This window comes from Hyphomicrobium sp., assembly GCF_019744875.1.
GTDB lineage: Bacteria > Pseudomonadota > Alphaproteobacteria > Rhizobiales > Hyphomicrobiaceae > Hyphomicrobium_C.
Map to the genome: position 1 here is coordinate 443,254 of NZ_JAIETU010000006.1, position 21,315 is coordinate 464,568.

Genomic DNA, 21,315 nt, shown 5'->3' on the forward strand with positions numbered 1-21,315 from the left:
GTGCGCGACGACCGACTTCAATCTCAATCCGCTGCCGGCCCTCTACAACGTGCGGGCCGACGCTCATGTTTTACGCGTCCTTCTGTTTCACGCTCGGGATGATCCGCTAATTTTTGACAGGTTGCAGTTCCTATAGTGGCCATGCGGCACTAGCGAAATATCGCGACGCACATTGAGATGGATCGTGCTCAACAGCACGGAGCCTTCCTATGTCCAAGACCAAGGCAAGCTTCTACGTGTACGGTGCCCCCATCAGTTTTCTCGTCGAATGCTTCCGCTACCGCATGGCGCGGCGGGTGCTTTCGCTGTCGCTCCCAACGGGGCACAGCGCGGAGGTGATCCAGCTTTCGGAGTGGCGGGCTTCGCGGGCGCTGCCCAACTAGGGCACACCGCTTCCCAACGCCGCGTGCCGATGGCTTAACAGCCGGATCCTGCGCGGGCCAGTGCGCCCGATAGGGCCGTCGATGGCGCGCTCGGAGCGCGGTTCCTGCGCGAGATCTGTGACGCACTCACCGATGTGCGCCAACGCCGGCAGACGAAACCGGGCCGATGGCTGGAACCGCACGCGACCGTTTGCGTTTCCCCCGATTGCGTAACCAGAAGGCGACGCCATCCCATGGCGGTGCCGAAGCAGGCGATGGCGGAGGATGTGCCATGAAATCCAAGAAAACCCAGGCGCCCGATCCCCTGTCGGTGACCGCGCGCGAATCCGTCCGCGAGGACGACGAGGCCGTGGCCCGCGCCGTCACCGACCGCATGAATGTGAAAGGCTCGCAGTCCATCCTGCCCGGGCCCCCGATCCCGCCCAAGGTGCAGGCTGAACTGCGCAAGCAAAAGAAGGACGACTAGCGCCGTTTAGTCGAGATCCGCGATCTCGGCCGACGTACCGCCCTTCATGCGCTGCGCCAGAGTCGCTTCGATGAAGGGATCGATGTCGCCGTCGAGCACGGTATCGGGGCTCGAGCTTTGCGCGCCAGTCCGCAGGTCTTTGACGAGCTGATAGGGCTGAAGCACGTAGGACCGGATCTGGTGTCCCCAGCCGATATCCGTCTTCGCCGCCTGATCGGCCGACGCCTTCTGCTCGCGCTTCTTCAACTCCATTTCGTAAATGCGAGCCTTGAGGCGCTTATAGGCGATGTCCTTGTTCTGGTGCTGCGAGCGCTGCTCCTGGGCAAAGATCACTATGCCCGTCGGCTTGTGCACGAGGCGCACGGCCGATTCCGTTCGGTTGACGTGCTGGCCGCCCGCGCCGCTCGACCGCGCGAAGCTCATCTCGACGTCGGCCGGATTGATCTCGACGTCGATGGTGTCGTCGATGACGGGGTAGACCGTGACGGAGGCAAAGCTCGTGTGGCGGCGCGCGTTCGAGTCGAACGGCGAAATGCGCACAAGCCGGTGCACGCCCGCTTCCGTCTTCAGCCAGCCGAATGCGTTCTCGCCGGTAATTTCGAGCGTCGCCGATTTGATGCCGGCTTCTTCGCCGGGGCTTTCGTCGATCAGCTTCACCTTGAAGCCGCGCCGCTCGCCCCACCGCTGATACATGCGCGCGAGCATAGAGGCCCAGTCCTGGCTCTCGGTGCCGCCTGCGCCGGCGTGCACTTCGACGTAGGTGTCCATGCCGTCGGCTTCGCCGGAGAGCATGACTTCGACGCTCTTGCGCTGGACCTCTTCGTCCAGCCGCTTCAGCGCCGCTTCGCCTTCGGACACGGTTGCGTCGTCGTCCTCGGCCTCGCCGAGCTCGATGAGCGTGAGGTTGTCCTCGAATTCGCGGACGACGCGGCGGAAATCAGCGAGCGACTGCTCGAGAGATTGGCGCTGGCGCATGATCTTCTGCGCTTGCGCGGGGTCGTTCCACAGCGCGGGGTCTTCCGCGCGGCGGTTGAGATCGTCTAGCCGAGCTTCGGCTTGCTCCGGGTCAAAGATACCTCCTCAAGAGGGCAAGGGCCTCTTCAATCGAAGCCACGACTTTTTGCGCTTCAGCGCGCATGAGTTGCCTCCTGGGGGAATGAAATTTGTGCTCGGCGAGAGATATAGTAACCGCCGCGTTCAATGTAAACGCGGCGCGATAGCGGGACTTTCGACCTGGACGGGCGGGAGCGAGACCGGGCTTGTCATCCCGATCGGCGCACCGTTCTACCAGAGGCCGCCTGCACCATTTTGCGGGGCGGCCTGGGGCGTGGACTGCCAGTTTCCAGGCGGAGGCGCGCCGCTTGCCGAGCTTTGCTGCGCGTAGGGATCTGAGAAGCCGATGACGGAGTATGCGTCGTCCGGTTCCTCGTTCGGTTTGAAAGCTTCGACAATCGCGGACGGATCGTCGGGGGAGGCGCGCAGGCCGGTGCGGGCGTTGACGCGCACGAGCTTGATGCCGGGCGGAACGCGGAACGGCATCGCCGGCTGGTCGGCCAGTGCTTCCTTCATGAACGCACCGAAGATCGGCGCGGCGACCTGGCCGCCGGTGTTGCCCTTGCCCATCGGGCGCGGATTGTCATAGCCGACGAACACGCCGACGACGAGGTCGGGCGAATAGCCCACGAACCAGGCGTCCTTTTCCTCGTTGGTGGTGCCGGTTTTGCCCGCGAGCGGACGGTTGAGGGATTTGAGCGTCGTGGCCGTGCCGCGCTGGACGACGCCTTCCATGATGGAGGTCATCTGATAGGCGGTGTGGGGGTCGATGATTTCCTTGCGGTCGTCCGCAATCTCCGGCTCTTCCTGGTTGGCCCACTGGTCGGCGGCGCATCCCGTGCATTCGCGCGCGTCGTGGCGCCAGACGGACTTGCCCCAGCGATCCTGGATGCGGTCGATCAGCGTCGGGCGGACCGTTTTGCCGCCGTTCGCGATCATGCTGTAGGCGGTTGCCATGCGCAGCAACGTGGTTTCGCCCGCGCCGAGCGACATGGACAGGACGGGCAGAAGATCGTCGTAGATGCCGAAGCGCTTGGCGTACTCGGTGATGATCGGCATACCCATGTCCTGGGCCAGGCGCACGGTCATCTGGTTGCGCGATTTCTCGACGCCGACGCGCAGCGTGGTCGGTCCGCCGGATTGATCCTTCTCGTAGTTCGAAGGCTTCCAGATATCCTGGCCGGGGCCTTGCTCGATTTCGATCGGTGCGTCGAGCACGATGGAGGTCGGCTTGTAGCCGTTGTCCAGGGCAGCCGCGAACACGAACGGCTTGAAGGACGAGCCGGGCTGGCGCTTGGCCTGGAGCGCGCGGTCGAACTGGCTCATGGAGAACGAGAAGCCGCCGACGACAGCCAGCACGCGGCCCGTGTGCGGGTCCATGGCGATCAGACCGCCCGAGACTTCGGGGATCTGCACGAGCGACCAGACGCCGGCGAGGTTCTTTTCGTCTTTCGGCGTGACGTAGATCACGTCGCCCGGGGCCAGAATATCCGCGATCTGCTTGGGCTCCGTGCGTTTGCCGGGAACCTTGGCCCACTTGATTTCATCGAGGGTGATCTCGACCGCGTGGCGCTCAGCCGTAAGTGAGCCGTCCTGCTTGCGCGCGGGGCGCAGGCCGACGACCGCCTTGGTCTTTTCCATCGAGAGCACGACGCCGAGCCGCCAGGGTGCGATGTCGGTCGGGCTTTCGGCCGCGCCGAGCGGGACGCCCCAGTCGCCGGTGACGTCGATCTTGCTGACGGGGCCGCGCCAGCCCTGCTTGCGGTCGTAGCCGACGAGGCCGTCGGTCAACGCCTTGCGGCCGATGCGCTGGAGGTTGGGATCGAGTGTCGTGCGCACCGACAAGCCGCCGGCATAGAGCTTGGCTTCGCCGTAGGCCGACATCAGCGAACGGCGGACTTCCTCGGCGAAATATTCGGCGGCGAAGATGTGCGCGCCGCCGGGGCGGATGTTGACCTTGAGGGGCACGGCCTTCGCGGCGGCCTCTTCCTCTTCGGTGATGTAGCCGTTTTCGGCCATCTGGCCGATGATCCAGTCGCGGCGCTCGGTGGCGCGCTTGGCCTGGCGGAACGGGTGATAGTTGTTCGGCGCCTTCGGCAGGGCGGCGAGGTAGGCGACCTCTTCGACCGTCAGATCCTTCAGCTCCTTGTTGAAGTAGGCGAGGCTCGCCGCCGCGACGCCGTAAGCGCCGATGCCGAGATAGATCTCGTTCAGGTAGAGCTCGAGGATCTTATCCTTGGAGTAGGCGCGCTCGATGCGGATGGCGAGGATCGCCTCCTTGATCTTGCGCTCCATGGTGCGGTCGCTGGTGAGCAGGAAGTTCTTCGCGACCTGCTGGGTAATGGTCGAGGCGCCTTCCGTGCGCCGGTCGCCGCCCCGGGCCTTCGTTTCGATCGCCTTGAAGACGGCGCGGGCGATGCCCTGCATGTCGAGGCCGCCGTGCTCGTAGAAGCGCTTGTCCTCAGCCGACAGGAACGCGGCGACGACGCGCTTCGGGATGGTGTTGATGGGCACGAAGATGCGCCGCTCGCGCGCGTACTCGGCGATCAGCGAGCCGTCGTGGGCGTGGATGCGCGTCATGACGGGCGGTTCGTAGCGGGCGAGGCTTTCGTAGTCGGGCAGATCGTTCGAGGCCTTCCAGAGGACGAAACCGGCGCCGGCGGAGCCGACGAGGAACAGCACGACGAACGCGGCAAAGCTCCAGCCGAGGAAGCTGAGCAGCAAGCTCTTCTTGCGCCTGCCGGATCTGCGGCGGGTTGGCTCGGGCTGGGGTGGAAGGGTCGGCACTCTCATTCAGGATAGGATCCGCTCGAGACGTCTCAGGGGCGTCGTGGTCGTCATACCGGGTGTTGTGCGAAGGATTGGCTTATCTTCGCTTTGTGTCTGGAATTGATCCAGCAACCGAATTTGGGCAACGAACGAAAATCATTTGGTTCGGCAATCGCACACAATCGCACAATGGGCGCCAAACGCAGGTTCACCGAACACAGGATCACCGGAAACAGCATCGAAGCGGCGCGACACGAGGCGCGCCGCCACCATGCTATTGCGGTGCAGCAAGCCTAACGGACATTAACATGAAATGTGGCATCACGTCGTCCGGATTCCTGTCATCCTAAACATATGCCTCGCAACGATATTCCGACGGCGGTTTTGACTGCGGCATTGCGCCCGCGCGGGCTGGGCCTGCGCGGCGGCCATAGCGTTTCTGCCGGCTATGGGATGGCTATGGGGCAGACGGGCCGGCGGTGCGCTTCGAGAAGTACGTCTCGATGGCGGTCGCGATCGCGTTTGCCGTCTGCTTGTGCCAGGCGGGCGCGTTGAGCAGTTTTTCGTCTTCGGGATGGCTCAGGTAGCCGAGCTCCACGAGCACGGACGGCGAATGGGTCTGCTTCAACACCTTGAAGGCCGCGGCGCGCTGGGGCACGCGGGAGAGAAGCGTCGTGCGCTTCAGTTGGCGGATCAAAACGTTCGAAAAGTCGGTCGAGAAGTTCGCGGTCTCGCGCTTCATGAGGTCGAACAGGATGTTCTTGACCGCATCGTCGGCCTGGGAATTGGCGACGCTGAGGCCGGCCACGGCGTCTGAGGCGTTCTCCTTTTCAGCCATGCGGCGGGCGTGCTCGTCGGAGGCGCGCTCGGACAGGGTGTAGACGGTCGCGCCGCGGATGCCGGAGGCGCCATTCGTATCCGCCAGCGAGTCCGCGTGGAGCGAGATGAAGAGATCGACGTCGTTCTGGGTGGACAAGTTAAGGCGCTGATCTAGAGAAATAAAAACATCCGACGAGCGGGTCAGGCGGACGTCGTAGCGGCCGGTCGCGGTGAGCTGTTTCGCGAGCTCCGTGCCGACGGCGAGGACGACGTTCTTCTCGAGGATGTTGGAGGCGCTGACTGCGCCGCCGTCGATGCCGCCGTGGCCGGGGTCGATCATGATGATCGGTTTGCCCGCATGTTTGGGTTTGATCTTGTCCGGGCCACCTTCGGGCGCGGGGGGTGGCGCTTCCGAGGCCCGATCGGCTCCGGTGCCGAGGCCGAAGCTCTCCGGCGCAGTCGTCACCATGTCGAACGTGAAAATGATGCCCTTGTCGGCGGAGGCCGCAGTCATGGCTGCTTTTTCGATGCGGACCGGGCCCGTCGTATCAAGGACGATGCGCGCCTTCTTCTCGGCGAACAGGCCGTAGCGGAAGGTCTGGACGAGGCCGGCGCCTGCCTGTCCGGTGCCGTCGGGCAGGCGGAACGAGACGTCCGGCAGGTCGACAATGACCCGGTACGGATTGGCCAGCGTGTAGATCTCGGCGGTGACGCCCGCCGTCATTTCTATCCGGAAGGTGGTGCGGGTCTTGTCGCCGGACAGGGCTGCCTGGGTGGCGGTGGCGGCCGGTTGTGCAGCTGCATCCCGTGGCGTCAAAAGGGGCAACAGCAACCCTGCCGTGAGGGCCAACGCCGCTCGCAGCCCCCCAGCTCCGGTCATAATTCCCCTGCGCGGTCGCACGCGTACCCTATCGCGATTGTTCGCAAAATATGACGTAGGCGCTACAAGTTAGCTCATATTCGACGGATTTGCGCAAGGGCCGCACCGATTCCGGGTCCAGGTGGGCCAATTGCCCTGTAAACGGGCTTGCCACGCAGGCGGTGAACCCGTACAAAATTAACCCGTATCGTGTCGTGTTCGTCTGCTTCGCGCGGAAGTTTAGTCGTATGCCGGATGCTCGGTCAGGTTTAGATCGGTTTCCTCCGGCAGGGTTCACCACTCCGGAAGCAAACGATGCGCATGGCTCGAAGGCAGCTTGGTGCGTGCTTCGCGAACGGCAAATTGCGCCTCTCTACGGGCGCGGGGTCTATTGATCCATAGTTGCCGGAAGCGCCGCCTGCGATGTCGCGAGCCACGCGCGATCGCTGACACGATGCAGCTTGTCCGCCGGCACCAGTGAAAGGGGTGTCGCGGGCTGGCAAGGCAAGCATCAGCGCGGGCTTTTTGTCCGATTTGGCTGAGGCTGTCATCAGTGGAAATCCGGCTCTGCTCAGGCGCTCGCGCAGCACCCTGTCGCCCATGTGTCTGAGCCTCACGACCACGTTCACGCATCCGCGCGGCCTAATCGGGCAGCGCATGGGATGCGGCGTCAATCCAAGGATCTCTTTTTCTCAACCCTATGCAGATCGAACGCACATCTCCTGAACAAGCCTTCGAGCCCATGACGGCTCACGGCAGATTGTGCCCGGACCTTCCGGGCGCAATCGGGATGGGCGCCCCACCCTTCGCCACAATCTTCATCAACCCCCACATAACAACAAAGGCGCGCGCCTCGACCTGGCCGCATGACGCCTCCGGCCGCTTGGCCGGTTCCGGTGGTTCGGCCCACCGGCGCGCAAAGGATAAAAAAACATGGCACCGAACAAGATGCTTATCGACGCCACCCATCCCGAGGAGACTCGGGTCGTGGTGCTGCGCAATGGACGTGTAGAGGAATTCGATTTCGAAAGCGCGGCCCGCAAACTTCTCCGCGGGAATATCTACCTCGCCAAGGTCACGCGCGTTGAGCCGTCGTTGCAGGCGGCCTTCGTCGACTACGGTGGAAACCGCCACGGCTTCCTCGCCTTCAACGAAATCCATCCCGATTACTATCAGATCCCGATGGCGGATCGCCGGGCGCTGCTCGAGGAAGAGGCAGCAGCCGAGGCCGAAGAAGAGGCCGCGGCAGACGCGCGCGCCGAGCGCCTCGCACGGCGCCGACCGAACAACGAGCAGCGCGGTGGCCGCGGGGGCTCCGAGGACCGCGCTCCGCGTGACGAGGGCCGCTCGCACGATCATGCCCACGAGGCAGACGAGCACGACGACCACGGCCACGACGACCACGCGCACGATCATGACCACGATCACGCCGACGATGCCCACCACGACGAGGGCGACGAGCGTCCGCAGGTGATTGCGGAAGCGTCGGCGCGCGACGAGATCATCGTCGAAGATGCGCCGGAGCCGGAAACGGCCGGCAACTACGAGGGCGATCACGACGCCGGCGCCAACGACGACGAGGCGGACGCAGGTTCAGCCGAGCAGGACGACGAGGGCGAGAGCGACGACGAGGCGGATGCGCCCATCTCCGCTGGAGCGGGCGACGTACCGGCCGATGCCGGCGGCGACGCAGGCGGCGTGCAAGTTGTTGCGAGCGCTGCCGCTGAGCCGGAAGCCCTCGAAAGCGCCGGTTCGGAAGACGCGCTCGAGGAACTGCCGTCGCGTCCGCGCCGCAGGCCGCGCAGCTACAAGATCCAGGAAGTCATCAAGCGCCGCCAGGTCATCCTGGTTCAGGTCGTCAAGGAAGAGCGCGGCAACAAGGGCGCGGCTCTCACGACGTATCTGTCGCTGGCCGGCCGCTATACCGTGCTGATGCCCAACACCGCGCGCGGCGGCGGCATTTCGCGCAAGATCACCAACCCGCAGGATCGCAAGCGCCTCAAGGCCATCGCCCAGGAGCTCGAAGTGCCGGAAGGCATGGGGCTGATCATCCGCACGGCGGGCGCATCGCGCACCAAGCAGGAGATCAAGCGCGACTTTGAATACCTGCTGCGGCTGTGGGAGAGCGTGCGTGACCTGACGCTCGAATCCACCGCGCCGAGCCTCGTCTACGAAGAAGGCAACCTGATCAAGCGTTCGATCCGCGACCTTTACAACAAGGACGTGGACGAGGTGGTCGTCGCCGGCGACCACGCGCACAAGGACGCCAAGGACTTCATGCGCATGCTCATGCCGAGCCATGCGAAGAACGTCATCGCGCATGCCGATGCCGAGCCGCTGTTCACGAAGTACGGCATCGAGCGCCAGCTCAACGCGATGTTCAATCCGTACGTGACGCTGAAGTCGGGCGGCTATCTGGTCATCAACCAGACCGAGGCCCTCGTCGCGATCGACGTCAACTCCGGCAAGTCGACTCGCGAGTTTTCGATCGAGGAAACGGCGCTCAATACCAACCTTGAAGCGTCCGACGAAATCGCGCGCCAGCTCAAGCTGCGCGACCTCGCGGGCCTCATCGTGATCGACTTCATCGACATGGAGGAGAAGCGCAACAACAGGGCCGTCGAACGGCGCCTGAAGGATGCGCTTCGCTTCGACCGCGCCCGCATCCAGCTCGGGCGGATCAGCCACTTCGGTCTCATGGAAATGAGCCGCCAGCGTCTGCGGTCGGGCGTGCTCGAAGGGTCGACCTCGCAGTGCCCGCATTGCCAGGGCACCGGCATCATCCGCTCCACGGAGAGCGTGGCGCTGGCCGTGCTGCGCGCCATCGAAGACGCGCTCATGGCGGGTGCGCGCACCTCGCTTATCGCCACCACGACGTCGGCGGTCGCGCTCTACATTCTCAACAACAAGCGCCACTTCATCAACGAGATGGAGACCCGGAACGGGGTGTTCGTCACGGTGCAGGCCAGCGATAAGCTGCAGGGCGCGAACTTCCTGATCGAGAAGGGCCAGGCTGCGCCGGTCGCAGTGCGTCGTCCCGACCGGGCCGCCGTCAACATGGATTGGGGCTTCGAAGGCGAAGAGGCGCAGAGCGATGCTGCCGCGGAAGCCGACGTGGAAGCCGATGCCGAGGCGGATGACGAAACCACCGTTTCGTCGTCGGGCGAAAGCCGGGGTCGCGGCGAAGAGGGTGGCCGTCGCCGCCGTCGTCGCCGTGGACGCCGTAACGGTGCCGATGGGGGCCGCGGCGAGCCGCGTCACGAAGCAAGCCGGGGTGACGGCGAGCAGCCCTATGATGACGACGATGCCCCCGCGCTCGAAGAAGCAGGCGGCGCAGCAGGCGGCGATGGAGAAGGTTTCGAAGACGGCGATGGTCCGGCGCAGGGTGCGCGCGAGGGCAACCGCACCCGCGAGGGTGGAGAACGCTCTGAAGAGGGTGGTGGACGCCGTCGCCGTCGTGGACGTCGCGGTGGCCGTCGCGGCCGTGACCGCAACCGTCGTCCGGGTGAAGGCGAGAACGGCAATGCGACCCTGAACGGAGCCGACGCCGAAGCATCCGATGGTGCCGATGATTCCGATCATGACGACGCCGTCGATCATGTGCCGGTCGATGCCGGGGCACGGGCGAACGACGATGCGCCGGTCGCAGCAGAGGAAGCCGCACCTCCGGCCGCCGATCGCGCGCCTGCCGAGGGCCGCCGCTCTAAGGCAGAAGCCGCGCCTCAGGCGTCCGGTGGACGTTCGCGCCGGAGCGAGGCACCCGCGGCCGTCGCGCCCGCCGAAGTCGAACCTGCCGTTCAGGCGGCTCCGGCTGCCGCTGCTGGCGAAGATCCGCTGATCGCGCGCGTGCGTGCCCGCAACGGAGCCACGACGGCGACAGCCGAGCCCAAACTCGAACGCGTCGTCGTCTCCCCGGAGCAGGCGGCCGGTGCATCTGAAGACGCGGGGACCGAACCCGTTCGTCGCGGATGGTGGCAGCGTCGCCTCGGCGGCTGACTGCGCGGTTTGATGACATAATCATCGCAACGGGCCGGACGAAAGTCTGGCCCGTTTTTATTTAGTAATTTCATGCCCTTGGTCGAGGTCTCGAAATCCACTGTGACAGCGGATTTTCCGTGCGCCTGCGCATTCCGTCGCAGGGCGCGCTGCAGCCACATTTTGACCACGACCGACTGGTCAGTGCGGGGATGTCATGTCGAGTAAACCAATGGGAACAGTCGAGGACAGGTGGCCAATCGGGCCGATCATCCCTCAGTTCATCCCGTTGCGATCACCATGTCTGCAGCCTAACGGCGAGACGTCATCGGCATGATCTTTGGTGTTCCGGGGGGAATACTTCTAATTTTTCCCGATCTTCTTGGTTTGGATCCCGGAATTTAGCAACGATCAAGTAGGATTTAAAGGAGTTCTCCATGAGCAAGGGGATTTGTGCTGCGTTGGTGTGCCTGGGGCTCGGAGCCGCCATCACTTCGCCAGCTCAGGCGGCCGTCGACAACGGGCCGATCAGCTCGCTTTACGAACGGGATGGGCGGAAGTCCGCTCACAAGGCCACGGCCAGCAAGCGGCCGGTTGCGCGCCGCGCGGCCCAGAACAAGACTTACCGGAGCAAGAAGGTTGCCAACCGCGGCTCGTCCGCAGGACGTGGTCGCGCCGGCCGGCTGGCTGCGCGCGCCGTGACCCATCGCGGCGGCGGTGGCGGAGCAAGCGCTTCGCGTAGCTGCCTGCAGGCTTCGGCCGCGGCACTGCTCGCCCGCGTCGAGGCGCAGTTCGGTCCGGTGAATGTGATCTCCACGTGCCGCCCTGGCGCGCGCATCGCCGGCAGCGGCAAGCCGTCCAAGCATGGCTTCGGTCTTGCTGTCGATTTCGAGGCCGGGTCGCGCAAGGGCGCGATCGTCAACTGGCTGCGCGCCAACCATCACGCCGGTGGCACCATGACGTACGCCGGCATGAGCCACATCCATATCGACATCGGGCCGCACTTCGTGTCGCTCGGTGCGGGCGGCCGGCGCAGGGGCTGATCGGTACAAGAGCCGAGAAAAAGGGAGCGCGGGTCGCTCCCTTTTTTTTGACCCAGGCCGCCCCCGTGCGGTGCCGCGGCGCCTTCCTTTAGCCGCATTGAAATCACCCATTAAAAGGCGAATGCGTCGGTGTGCGTCGCGCGTGGCGCTGGGGGTCGGGATGCGCGTTTGGCCAGCCTCGCTCAGTGTCTTCGCGGTCTTGCCTTGATCCACGCCCTATGCCCATTTACCCGGCGTGGAACGGTGCCCGGCGCTCGACGCGGCGCAGGCCGCCCAAGCGATCCAACAATCGTGAGCAGTTCGGACATGAGAAACGGTTTGCGCGCGATCCTCGGCACAGTGCTCGTGGCGGTGCTTCTTGCGGGATTGCTGCCTGTCACGCCCGCGCGGGCGCAGGGCTTGCCGCTGATCCGCGACACCGAAATCGAGCTTCTGCTGAACGATTACTCGCAGAGCATTTTCCGCGCGGCCGGGCTTGGCACGGGGCGCGTGACGGTCCGCATCGTCAACAACGAGGCCTTCAACGCATTCGTCATCGACGGGCGCAACGTGTTCATGCACACCGGCACGCTGATGCAGGCCAATACGCCGAACGAGGTGATCGGCGTGCTGGCGCACGAGGCGGGCCATATCGCGGGCGGCCACATGGCGGCGCTCCGGTCGCGCATCGCCAAGGATCAGACGCGCGCGCTGCTCGTGCAGCTGCTCGGTATCGGCGCCATGATCGGCGGTGCGGTTTCCGGCGGCGACAGCGGGCGTGAAATCGGCAGCGCCGGCCAGGGCGTCATGATGGGCGGCAACGAACTCATCCTGCGTGGCCTCACCGCTGAAAGGCGGTCCCAGGAATCGGCCGCCGACCAGGCCGGCTTGCAGTATCTCAGCGCCACGCATCAGTCGGGCCGGGGGATGCTCGCCACGTTCGAGCGGTTCGCGGGGCAGGAACTGTTTTCGGATGCGCACAAGGACGCCTTCGCCCGCACCCATCCCGTGGCGACGGACCGCCTGGCGCGGCTGCGCCAGATCGTCGAAACGAGCCCCTACTACAAAAACACCGACCCGCCCGAGCTGCAGTTCCGCCACGACATGATCCGGGCGAAGCTGTCCGGCTACATCGAGCCGCCGTCGGTCGTGTTCAACCGGTATCAAGCCTCGGACACGAGCATCCCGGCGCGCTATGCGCGGGCGATCGCGTCGTTCCGGCAGGGCGGGGGAGGACTCGAGACGGCGCTGGCGGGCATCGACTCGCTGATCCGCGATCGTCCGAACAATCCCTATTTCTGGGAAGTGAAGGGCGACTTCCTGCAGAAAGCGGGCCGCGCCCGGGAGGCCGTCGGTCCGCTGCGCAAGGCTTTGCAGCTTCACAACGGCGATGCGCCGCTCGTGGGGGTGCAGCTTGCGCAGTCGCTGCTGCAAACCAAGGATCCGAAGGTGGCGGACGAGGCCATCGGGCTGTTGCGCAAGGCCGTGCAGAAGGAACCGGACAACGCCACCGCCTACAACACGCTGGGGCAGGCCTATTACGACAAGGGGCTCATGCCGCAAGCCGAGCTGTCACGCGCGCAGGGTCTCTTCTATGCCGGATCCTTGAAAATGGCGCAGGAATTTGCGAAGCGCGCTCAGGCGGGCCTGAAGGCCGGATCACCGGACTGGGTCAAGGCGGACGACATCATCAACTACAAGCCCCAGACCTGACGGGGTCTTGATCGACATCTTCGAGGTCCGGCGATGCGCCGGCTTCGTTCGCGCTCATGGAGTTTCAATTGACACAGCTCGACGACGACAAAAATCCCCGCCCCCCCGCCATCAGCATTGCCGCGGTGGTCGCGGCACCCCTGCTCATTCTCGCCGGGCTCTGGTTCGTGCTGACCGGCGACGGCGGCCACGCCGAGCCCGGGCCTTCCGCGCAAGCCGTCACGTCCGACAAGACGTTCTCGAACGATCAGCGCATCGCCATCGAGAGCATCGTGAAGGAGTACCTGCTCAAGAACCCGGAAATCCTGCTCGAGGTGCAGTCCGCGCTCGAGACCAAGGTGGCCGAGCAGGACGCGGCCAAGACGAAAGCGCTCGTAGCCGAGCACGCCAAGGACATCTATCGCGCGCCCAACTCGCCGGTGGCCGGCAACCCTGACGGCGATATCACCATCGTCGAGTTCTTCGACTACAACTGCGGCTATTGCCGCCGTGGGTTCAGCGAAATCCAGAAGCTCGTTGAATCCGACAAGACCGTTCGCGTCGTGTTTGCCGAGTTCCCGATCCTGGGCGACGACTCGGTGCACGCCTCGCGCGTCGCCCTGGCCGCCCGCAAGCAGGGCAAGTACTGGGAAGTCCACAGCGGCATTCTCTCGAGCGGCGGCAAGGTGAACGAGGCGACCGCGCTCAAGGTCGCGGAAAAGGCCGGCCTCGACATGGCCAAGCTCAAGGCCGACATGGCCTCGCCCGACATCCAGGCCGAGCTCGACCGCGTCAAGGATCTGGCTCAGAAGCTCTCGATCAACGGCACCCCGCACTTCCTGGTCGGCGACCGGGCCGTCCAGGGCGCGCCGGAAGACCTGTTCAACGTGCTGGAAGGCCACGTCGCCGAGATGCGCAAGGCGGGCTGCAAGTACTGCTAAGGCGCACATAAGGCGCTCTGGCCCGGGCCGGAATGGCCTGGGCTGGCTCCGTGGCCTGAGGAGGCGGCCCGCCGTGGCTGGCGGGCCTCCGGGAAACGTTTGGCTTGGCGTCCCTTCGCGGGTGCGGTAAAGCTGCCAGGGACCTCGTTAGGCTACCCCGGCGCCGGGAGAGCTGGCGCTGGCGGATCTGTCATTCGCCAGATCCGTCATTCGCAAGACGAGGTCGCTCCCAACATCGTCAGCCTTACTCGTGTCCATGGCCAAACCGGTATTCATTCTCAACGGTCCGAACCTCAACATGCTCGGCACGCGCGAGCCTGAGATCTATGGCCGCGACACGCTGGATGACGTTCGCGCCCGTGCGCAGGGGCGCGCAAGCCAGCTCGGGCTTTCAATCGATTTCCGGCAGACGAACCACGAGGGCGAGCTGATCGGGTGGATCCAGGAGGCGCGCGGCGCGGCCTCGGGGATCATCCTGAACGCCGGGTCCCTCACGCACACCTCCATCGGCGTGCTCGACGCGCTCTCCGCGGCCGAGCTGCCCGTGATCGAGGTTCATCTTTCGAATATTTTCCGCCGCGAGAGCTTCCGCCATCATTCCTACGTTTCCGCAGCCGCCAAAGGTGTCATTTGCGGTTTCGGCGTTCAGGGTTATGAACTTGCCCTGGATGCAATGGCCAAGCTGGCGCCAGTATCGTGAAACAGAAATCGCAAGACAACGACAAGAAACCGAAAGGGAAAGGGCTCGAGCGCATGACGGCCAAGCACGAAGCCGACAAACCGAGTGGCGAGCAGCAGCTCATTCGCGAGCTGGCGCAGCTTCTGAATGACACCGGGCTGTCCGAGATCGAAATCGAAAAGAGCGGACTCAAGGTCCGGGTGGCCCGCACGGTCACCATCGCGGCCGCCGTGCCGCCGGCTCCGACCCCGTTCGCGCCGTCCAGCAGCCCGGCGCCAGTGCCGAGCAGCCCGGCCGCGTCTGCCGATCCCGGCAAGCATCCGGGCGCCGTCAAGTCGCCGATGGTCGGAACGGCCTACCGGTCGCCGGATCCCAAGGCACCGCCCTTCGTTGAAGTTGGCACGCGCGTGCAGCAGGGTGATACGCTGCTGATCATCGAAGCCATGAAGACCATGAACCAGATCCCGGCGCCGCGTTCCGGCACGGTGACGGCCGTCATGGTTGAAAACGGACAGCCGGTGGAATTCGGCGAGCCGCTCGTGATCATCGAATAAGGGAGAAGAGGCGGCAGGCAACCGGCAGCAGGCAGCAGAGTTGATCCCAATATCGCTGCCTCTTGCGCGTTGCCGGTTGCCCGGGAAAAAGAATGTTCGACAAGGTTCTGATCGCTAACCGAGGCGAGATTGCGCTTCGCATCCAGCGGGCGTGCAAGGAACTCGGCATCGCCACCGTTGCGGTTCATTCCACCGCCGACGCCGACGCGATGCACGTAAGGCTCGCAGACGAGAGCGTCTGCATCGGCTCTCCGCCCGCGAGCGACAGCTATCTCAACATTCCGAGGCTGCTGGCGGCGTGCGAGATCACGGGCGCGGACGCCGTGCACCCCGGCTACGGGTTCCTCTCCGAAAACGCGCGCTTCGCGGAAATCCTCGAAGAGCATTCGATCACCTTCATCGGCCCGACCTCCGAGCATATCCGGATCATGGGCGACAAGATCACGGCCAAGGAAACGGCGCGCAGCCTCGGCATTCCCTGCGTTCCGGGATCCGACGGCGAGGTGGCGACGGAAGCCGAGGCGATGAAAATCGCCAAGGAGATGGGTTTTCCGGTTCTCATCAAGGCGACCGCCGGCGGCGGCGGGCGCGGCATGAAGGTTGCGCACTCGGCGGCCGATCTCGGGCTCGCTTTCTCGACGGCGCGTGCAGAAGCCAAGGCCGCCTTCGGCAACGATTCCGTCTATATCGAGAAGTATCTCACCAAGCCCCGCCATATCGAGATCCAGGTGTTCGGCGACGGCCGCGGCAACGCGGTGCATCTCGGTGAGCGCGACTGCTCGCTGCAGCGCCGCCACCAGAAGATCCTCGAAGAAAGCCCCTCGCCCGCGCTCAACGCGGCCTCGCGCAAGAAGATCGGCGAGGTCGTCGCGAACGCGATGAAGAAGATCAAGTACCGCGGCGCGGGAACGGTCGAGTTCCTGTTCGAGGACGGCGAATTCTACTTCATCGAAATGAACACGCGCCTGCAGGTCGAGCATCCGGTGACGGAAGCGGTGACGGGCATCGACCTCGTGCTGGAGCAGATCCGCATCGCGTCGGGCGCGAACCTGAGCTTCAAGCAGGAGGACGTCACGTTCTCCGGCCACGCCATCGAATGCCGCATCAACGCGGAAAATCCGCGGACCTTCCGGCCGTCGCCCGGGCAGATCACCTACTGGCATCCGCCGGGTGGTCTCGGCGTGCGCGTCGACAGCGGCGTGTACCAGGGCTACCGCATCCCGCCGTTCTACGACAGCTTGATCGGTAAGCTGATCGTTCACGGCAAGAACCGCAACGAGTGCCTGATGCGCCTGCGGCGGGCTCTGTCCGAGTTCGTGATCGACGGCATCGAGACGACGATCCCGCTCTTCAACGAGCTGGTTCGGCAACCCGACATCGCAAACGGCCTGTACGACATCCACTGGCTGGAAAAGTACCTCGGCAAGACCAACGTCTAAGCCGGCGGGCGCAGGTCTGTCCGCTGCTTGGGATTGAATTCGGCGGGAGCTGTGCCAACCTATTCTCCGCCTCTCGTGTGGAGATGGTCGATGCTCTCGCATGTCGCGAGGGTTGCGGGGCGTGCGACTGGCTGAAAGCCGTTATGCGCCTTGCAGGCAGGGTGGGAGCTTCCGGTGATGGCGTCGCGCGACGACATCATGATCGAAATAACGCCGCAGGTCCTTCTCAAGGCCTACAGTTGCGGCATCTTTCCCATGGCGGAAAGCGCAGATGATCCGGCGCTCTACTGGATCGAGCCGCAGCATCGCGGAATTCTGCCGCTGAAAACCGTGCATGTCCCCCGCCGCCTGGCGCGGACGGTGCGCAACGACACCTATCGCGTCTCCATCGATACCGACTACGACGGCGTGATCGAGGGATGCGCGGCGGAGCGGGCCGGGCGGCGCTCGACGTGGATCAATTCGCGCATCCGGCTGCTGTATCAGGAGCTGTTCCGGCTCGGCCATTGCCACACCGTCGAGGTGTGGGACGGGGAGCGGCTGGTCGGCGGGCTTTATGGCGTGGCTCTGGGCGGCGCCTTCTTCGGCGAGAGCATGTTCTCGTATGCGCGCGACGCCTCCAAGGTGGCGCTGGTGCACTTGGTCGGGCGGTTGATGGCCGGTGGGTTCACGCTGCTCGATACGCAGTTTGTCACCGATCATCTGCGCCAGTTCGGCACGATCGAGGTCGATCGCGACGAGTTCCACCGCCAGCTCGACGTGGCCCTTAAGCATACGGCCGACTTCCTGGCGCTGCCCCGCGAGATGCCTGGGGCGGCCGTTCTCGACATCGTCGAGAGGGCCAGCGGCTAAAGCTCTTCCGATTTTTGTTGAATCGGGGACGGATTCTAGCCCTTTCTTTCGCCGTGCCTTCTGGCCGGACAGGCTGGCGCCGAATGGCAGGGCGGGCCGGTTTCTGCTTTCCAACCCACTCAGGCGCGCCGGGGCGCGTTCTTCTACCAATCGCGGGACACGCGCATGAGTTCAAATGCGGAAAAGACGGCCGGGACAAAGGCCGCGACAGGGGCGCGCTCCTTGGCGCGTGCGAGGGGCCTTGAGCTGATCCGCACGCCGGGTCCAACGGACTATGAGCTGCTCGACAGCGGCGAGGGGCGCAAGCTCGAACGCTTCGGCCCCGTGGTCGTGGATCGACCGGAGCCACAGGCGCTGTGGGCGCGCCGTCTCGGCTCGGCTGACTGGGGGGCGGCGCATGCCGTTTTCTCCGCCTCCGGCGAAGACGACGAAAAGGGCAAGTGGCGGCAGGACAAACGCGTGCCGGAAAGCTGGCCCGTGCGCGTGGGAGACGTGACGGTGAGTTGCCGGCTGCAGGGCCTTTGGCATCTGGGCCTCTTTCCCGAGCAGCTTCCGCATTGGACGTGGGCGCTCGAGGAGATTCGCGCCATCACGGGCGAGAAACCCCGCGTGCTCAATCTGTTTGCCTACACGGGGGCGGCGTCGCTGCTGGCGGCGCAGGCCGGAGCCGAGGTCACGCACGTGGATGCCTCCAAGAAGGCCGTGCAGTGGGCGAAGGACAATCAGGCGGCCTCCGGGCTCGGAGCGGCGCCCATTCGCTGGATCGTGGACGATGCAGCGAAGTTCGTGGCGCGCGAGGTGAGGCGCGGAAAAACCTATCATGCGATCCTGATCGATCCGCCGAAGTTCGGGCGCGGGCCCGACGGCGAGGTGTGGGATCTGTTCGAGGGACTGCCATCGCTACTGCGCAACGCGGCGCAACTGCTGGCCCCCGACAGGGCGGCGATGGTGCTGACAGTCTACGCGATCCGCGCATCGGCGCTGGCGTTCGAGCAACTCATGGCGGATGTGTTCGCTGCCCGCGGGGGCACGCTTTCGGCGGGCGAGCTGGCGCTCGAAGCGCGCGCCGGCGGAGTCTCGGTGCCGACCTCCCTGTTCGTGCGGTGGACGTCATGAGCAGCCCGTCACCGCGCGTCATCACGAGCCTGACGAACGACAGGGTCAAGGCCATCCGGGCGCTGGAAATGCGCAAGGAGCGGAAGGAGACGGGGCTTTTCGTGGCGGAAGGCGCGTCGATCCTCGTCACGGCGCGCGAAGCCGGCTTTGCGCCGACAAGCCTTGTTTATCAGGCGGACGGGATCAACAGTCCGACGCCGCGATCTCTCGTGGGCTGGGCGCTGGAAGCGGGCGCGGATGTGCTCGAAGTGTCAGAGGGCGTGCTCTCCAAGCTCTCCGCGAAAGACAATCCGCAGACGATGCTGGGCGTGTTCAAGCAGCGCTGGGGCAGCCTGCCGAAAGATGCCGGCAAGGACGACTGCTGGCTGGCGCTCGAAGAGGTGCGCGATCCGGGCAACCTCGGCACGATCATCCGCACCGTGGACGCGGTCGGCGCGAAGGGCATCATCCTGATCGGCAATTCGTGCGATCCCTACTCGCGTGAAGCTGTGCGGGCGACGATGGGCTCGGTGTTCGCGGTGCCTCTTGTTCGGACAACGCGCGAGGAATTCCTGGCGTGGCGCGCTAGCTGGCGCGGCGACGTGGTGGGCACGCATCTCGACGGGCGCGAGGATTTCCGCCGTGCGGCCTATCAGGGGCCGGTGCTGCTGGTGATGGGCAGTGAAGGGCCGGGCCTCTCGGAGAGCCTGACGCGGTCATGCTCGCGGCTCGTGAAGATCCCCATGGCGGGAAAGCTCGACAGTCTCAACCTGGCGGTGGCCACGGCGCTGACGCTGTATCAGATCCGCGGCGGCGCTCTGAAGATGTGACGACTAGAGCCTTCCGGTTTTTAATTGAATCGCGGAAAGGCTCTAGCTCTTTGTCTTGTCGTGCTTCTTATCGGGCATGGTAGCGTGCACGGCTCCGCCGTGACCTGGTCCCCACTTTTCCGGATGCACTCTAGATGCACCTTCCGCCGTCGACTTCGATGGCGACGCCGGTCACGAAGTTCGACGCGGGATCGGCCAGGAACAGCGCCGCGTTGGCGATGTCGGACGGTTTCGACATCCGGCCCAGGGGAATGCCGGCCAGGAAGCGTGCGCGGTTTTCGGCCGTGTCCGGGGCGCCCATGAAATCTTCCAGCATGCCCGTTTCGCCGATCACCGGATTGATGGCGTTGACGCGGATGTTGCGCGGGGCGAGCTCGGCCGCCATCGACTTCGTCAGCGTGATGACCGCGCCTTTGCTGCCGTTGTACCAGGTGAGGCCCGGGCGGGGCCGCAGGCCCGCGGTGGAGGCCGTGTTGATGATCGAGCCGCCGCCGCGCTTCTCCATTTCCGGCACGACAGCCAGCGTGGTGAGGTAGATCGACTTCACGTTGACGGCGTAGATGCGGTCGAACTCGTCTTCCGTCACAGTCATCAGCGACTGGTTCTTGTGCGTGATGCCGGCGTTGTTGACGAGGATGTCGATGCCGCCGAACGCGCTCATGGTTGCGCGCATCATCTGCTCGACGTGCGATTTGACTGTCACGTCGACGGTGACGGGCACGGCGCGCGAGCCGATGCCCGCTGCGACGTCGGAAGCGCGCGTGGCGTGGATGTCGGCCACGATCACCTTGGCGCCCTCTTCGGCGAACAGTTCCGCGATGCCGCGGCCGAAGCCCGAGCCGGCGCCTGTCACGATTGCAACTTTACCGGCGAGCCGCATGGGCGATCCTCAAGCGTGATTGCCGTTGGGGCCGGCCGGGGGCGCGGCGGCGCGGGCCGCCTCCTCGCGGTAGGGGCTTGCCAGGTAGGTGCCGAGAATGCGCAGCTCGGTGGAGAAGAACGACAGTTCCTCCAGAGCCAATTGCACCGACCGATCGGCCGGGTGACCTTGGATGTCGGCGTGGAACATGGTGGCGTTGAACGTGCCTTCGAGCTGGTAGCTCTCGAGCTTCATCATGTTGACGCCGTTGGTGGCGAACCCGCCGAGCGCCTTGTAGAGCGCGGCCGGCACGTTGCGCACGCGGAAGAGGAACGTGGTGATGACGGGGCCGTCCTCGGGCTCGGCGTCGTCGGGGTCTTTGGCGAGCACGATGAAGCGCGTGGTGTTGTGGGCCTCGTCCTCAATGTCGGAGCGCAGGATTTCGAGCCCGTAGATTTCGGCCGCAAGCTTGGAGGCGATGGCGGCGAGCGTCGGGTCGCGCTGTTCGCTGACGAGGCGGGCTGAGCCTGCCGTATCGGCTTCGGGCACCGGCGTGATGCCGAGGTCGCGCAGCGTTCTGCGGCACTGGCCGAGGGCCTGCGTGTGGCTCAGCGCTTTCTTGATCGATTTGATGTCCGCGCCCTTGATGGCCATGAGCTGATGGCGCACGCGCAGGAAGTGCTCGCCCACGATGTAGAGGTTGGCGGCCGGAAGCAGGTGGTGGATGTCGGCGACGCGGCCGGCCACTGAGTTCTCGATCGGGATCATCGCGTAGTGCGTGTCGCCGGTCTTCACCGCTGCGAGGGCGTCCTCGAAGGTCGGATATGCCACGGCTTCGGCATCCGGGAATGCTTCCGCGCAGGCGAGGTGCGAGTTTGCGCCCGGCTCTCCCTGGTATGCGATGCGCGTGGCCGTGGGCGTGGTGGACATGAGGGTGCCGGGGTTCGAAGATTGAAGGGGGCGAGAAGAAAAAACGCGTGCGCGACGCCTGCCGGCCGCGACCGGGCTCACAGGGGAACTTGCGCGAC

The 21,315-nt window shown here is 65.0% G+C and carries 17 protein-coding genes; 12 read left to right on the plus strand and 5 right to left on the minus strand.

The genetic code is table 11. The features are described from left to right. The first annotated feature begins 209 nt into the window (after nucleotides 1-209). Together K2Y42_RS16970 and K2Y42_RS16975 are read left to right on the plus strand one after the other, a co-directional pair. Nucleotides 210-383, plus strand: a complete 174-nt coding sequence (locus K2Y42_RS16970) for a hypothetical protein (protein ID WP_291154626.1) — start codon at nucleotides 210-212, stop codon at nucleotides 381-383. Between the two features lie 271 nt (nucleotides 384-654). After that, nucleotides 655-849: a hypothetical protein gene (locus tag K2Y42_RS16975; protein ID WP_291154627.1), complete on the plus strand. Its 195-nt coding sequence runs from the start codon at nucleotides 655-657 to the stop codon at nucleotides 847-849. Between the two features lie 6 nt (nucleotides 850-855). Here K2Y42_RS16975 and prfB read toward each other — a convergent pair. The 3 genes from prfB to K2Y42_RS16990 form a co-directional block, all read right to left on the minus strand. Then, nucleotides 856-1,987, minus strand: a protein-coding gene (prfB, locus tag K2Y42_RS16980; protein ID WP_291154629.1) for a peptide chain release factor 2 whose coding sequence is annotated in 2 segments (ribosomal slippage) — nucleotides 856-1,917 and nucleotides 1,919-1,987 — 1,131 coding nt in all. Because the reading frame shifts where the segments join, the coding sequence is not laid out codon by codon here. Between the two features lie 146 nt (nucleotides 1,988-2,133). Further along, on the minus strand, nucleotides 2,134-4,695 hold the full coding sequence (locus K2Y42_RS16985; protein ID WP_291154630.1) for a penicillin-binding protein 1A: 2,562 nt from the start codon (nucleotides 4,693-4,695) through the stop codon (nucleotides 2,134-2,136). A 433-nt stretch (nucleotides 4,696-5,128) separates the two neighbouring features. After that, nucleotides 5,129-6,370: an N-acetylmuramoyl-L-alanine amidase gene (locus tag K2Y42_RS16990; protein WP_291154632.1), complete on the minus strand. Its 1,242-nt coding sequence runs from the start codon at nucleotides 6,368-6,370 to the stop codon at nucleotides 5,129-5,131. Nucleotides 6,371-7,282: 912 nt separating this feature from the next. On the opposite strand from K2Y42_RS16990, the gene K2Y42_RS16995 reads away from it, so the two are divergent. The 10 genes from K2Y42_RS16995 (at nucleotide 7,283) to K2Y42_RS17040 (ending at nucleotide 19,428) form a co-directional block, all read left to right on the plus strand. Continuing rightward, complete coding sequence (locus tag K2Y42_RS16995) at nucleotides 7,283-10,345, plus strand: Rne/Rng family ribonuclease (protein WP_291154633.1); 3,063 nt, start codon at nucleotides 7,283-7,285, stop codon at nucleotides 10,343-10,345. A gap of 416 nt (nucleotides 10,346-10,761) precedes the next feature. After that, a complete protein-coding gene (locus K2Y42_RS17000; RefSeq protein WP_291154634.1) occupies nucleotides 10,762-11,367 on the plus strand; it encodes a D-Ala-D-Ala carboxypeptidase family metallohydrolase in 606 nt (201 codons plus the stop codon). Nucleotides 11,368-11,673: 306 nt separating this feature from the next. Further along, nucleotides 11,674-13,059 (plus strand): M48 family metalloprotease, encoded by a 1,386-nt coding sequence (locus K2Y42_RS17005; RefSeq protein ID WP_291154636.1) that lies wholly within the window; start codon nucleotides 11,674-11,676, stop codon nucleotides 13,057-13,059. 68 nt (nucleotides 13,060-13,127) lie between these two features. Next, complete coding sequence (locus tag K2Y42_RS17010; protein ID WP_291154638.1) at nucleotides 13,128-13,979, plus strand: DsbA family protein; 852 nt, start codon at nucleotides 13,128-13,130, stop codon at nucleotides 13,977-13,979. Nucleotides 13,980-14,235: 256 nt separating this feature from the next. Beyond that, nucleotides 14,236-14,679, plus strand: coding sequence for a type II 3-dehydroquinate dehydratase (gene aroQ / locus K2Y42_RS17015; RefSeq protein WP_291154640.1), 444 nt, complete (start codon nucleotides 14,236-14,238; stop codon nucleotides 14,677-14,679). A gap of 53 nt (nucleotides 14,680-14,732) precedes the next feature. Beyond that, entirely contained in the window at nucleotides 14,733-15,212 is a 480-nt protein-coding gene (gene accB, locus K2Y42_RS17020; protein ID WP_291154844.1) for an acetyl-CoA carboxylase biotin carboxyl carrier protein, read from the plus strand. 92 nt (nucleotides 15,213-15,304) lie between these two features. Then, a complete protein-coding gene (gene accC, locus K2Y42_RS17025; RefSeq protein ID WP_291154642.1) occupies nucleotides 15,305-16,651 on the plus strand; it encodes an acetyl-CoA carboxylase biotin carboxylase subunit in 1,347 nt (448 codons plus the stop codon). Between the two features lie 177 nt (nucleotides 16,652-16,828). Next, nucleotides 16,829-17,503, plus strand: coding sequence for a leucyl/phenylalanyl-tRNA--protein transferase (gene aat, locus K2Y42_RS17030; RefSeq protein ID WP_291154643.1), 675 nt, complete (start codon nucleotides 16,829-16,831; stop codon nucleotides 17,501-17,503). Nucleotides 17,504-17,668: 165 nt separating this feature from the next. Then, the gene (locus K2Y42_RS17035; RefSeq protein WP_291154646.1) at nucleotides 17,669-18,619 is read left to right on the plus strand and encodes a class I SAM-dependent methyltransferase; all 951 of its coding nucleotides are present in this window, start codon (nucleotides 17,669-17,671) and stop codon (nucleotides 18,617-18,619) included. Then, complete coding sequence (locus tag K2Y42_RS17040; RefSeq protein ID WP_291154648.1) at nucleotides 18,616-19,428, plus strand: RNA methyltransferase; 813 nt, start codon at nucleotides 18,616-18,618, stop codon at nucleotides 19,426-19,428. Before K2Y42_RS17035 ends, K2Y42_RS17040 begins: the two co-directional genes overlap by 4 nt. A 130-nt stretch (nucleotides 19,429-19,558) precedes the next feature. Here the strand turns inward: K2Y42_RS17040 and K2Y42_RS17045 are convergent, their stop codons facing one another. Both K2Y42_RS17045 and K2Y42_RS17050 read right to left on the minus strand, forming a co-directional pair. Then, a complete protein-coding gene (locus tag K2Y42_RS17045; RefSeq protein WP_291154650.1) occupies nucleotides 19,559-20,308 on the minus strand; it encodes an SDR family oxidoreductase in 750 nt (249 codons plus the stop codon). A 9-nt stretch (nucleotides 20,309-20,317) separates the two neighbouring features. After that, nucleotides 20,318-21,217: a prephenate dehydratase gene (locus tag K2Y42_RS17050; protein WP_291154652.1), complete on the minus strand. Its 900-nt coding sequence runs from the start codon at nucleotides 21,215-21,217 to the stop codon at nucleotides 20,318-20,320. Between the last annotated feature and the right edge of the window lie 98 nt (nucleotides 21,218-21,315).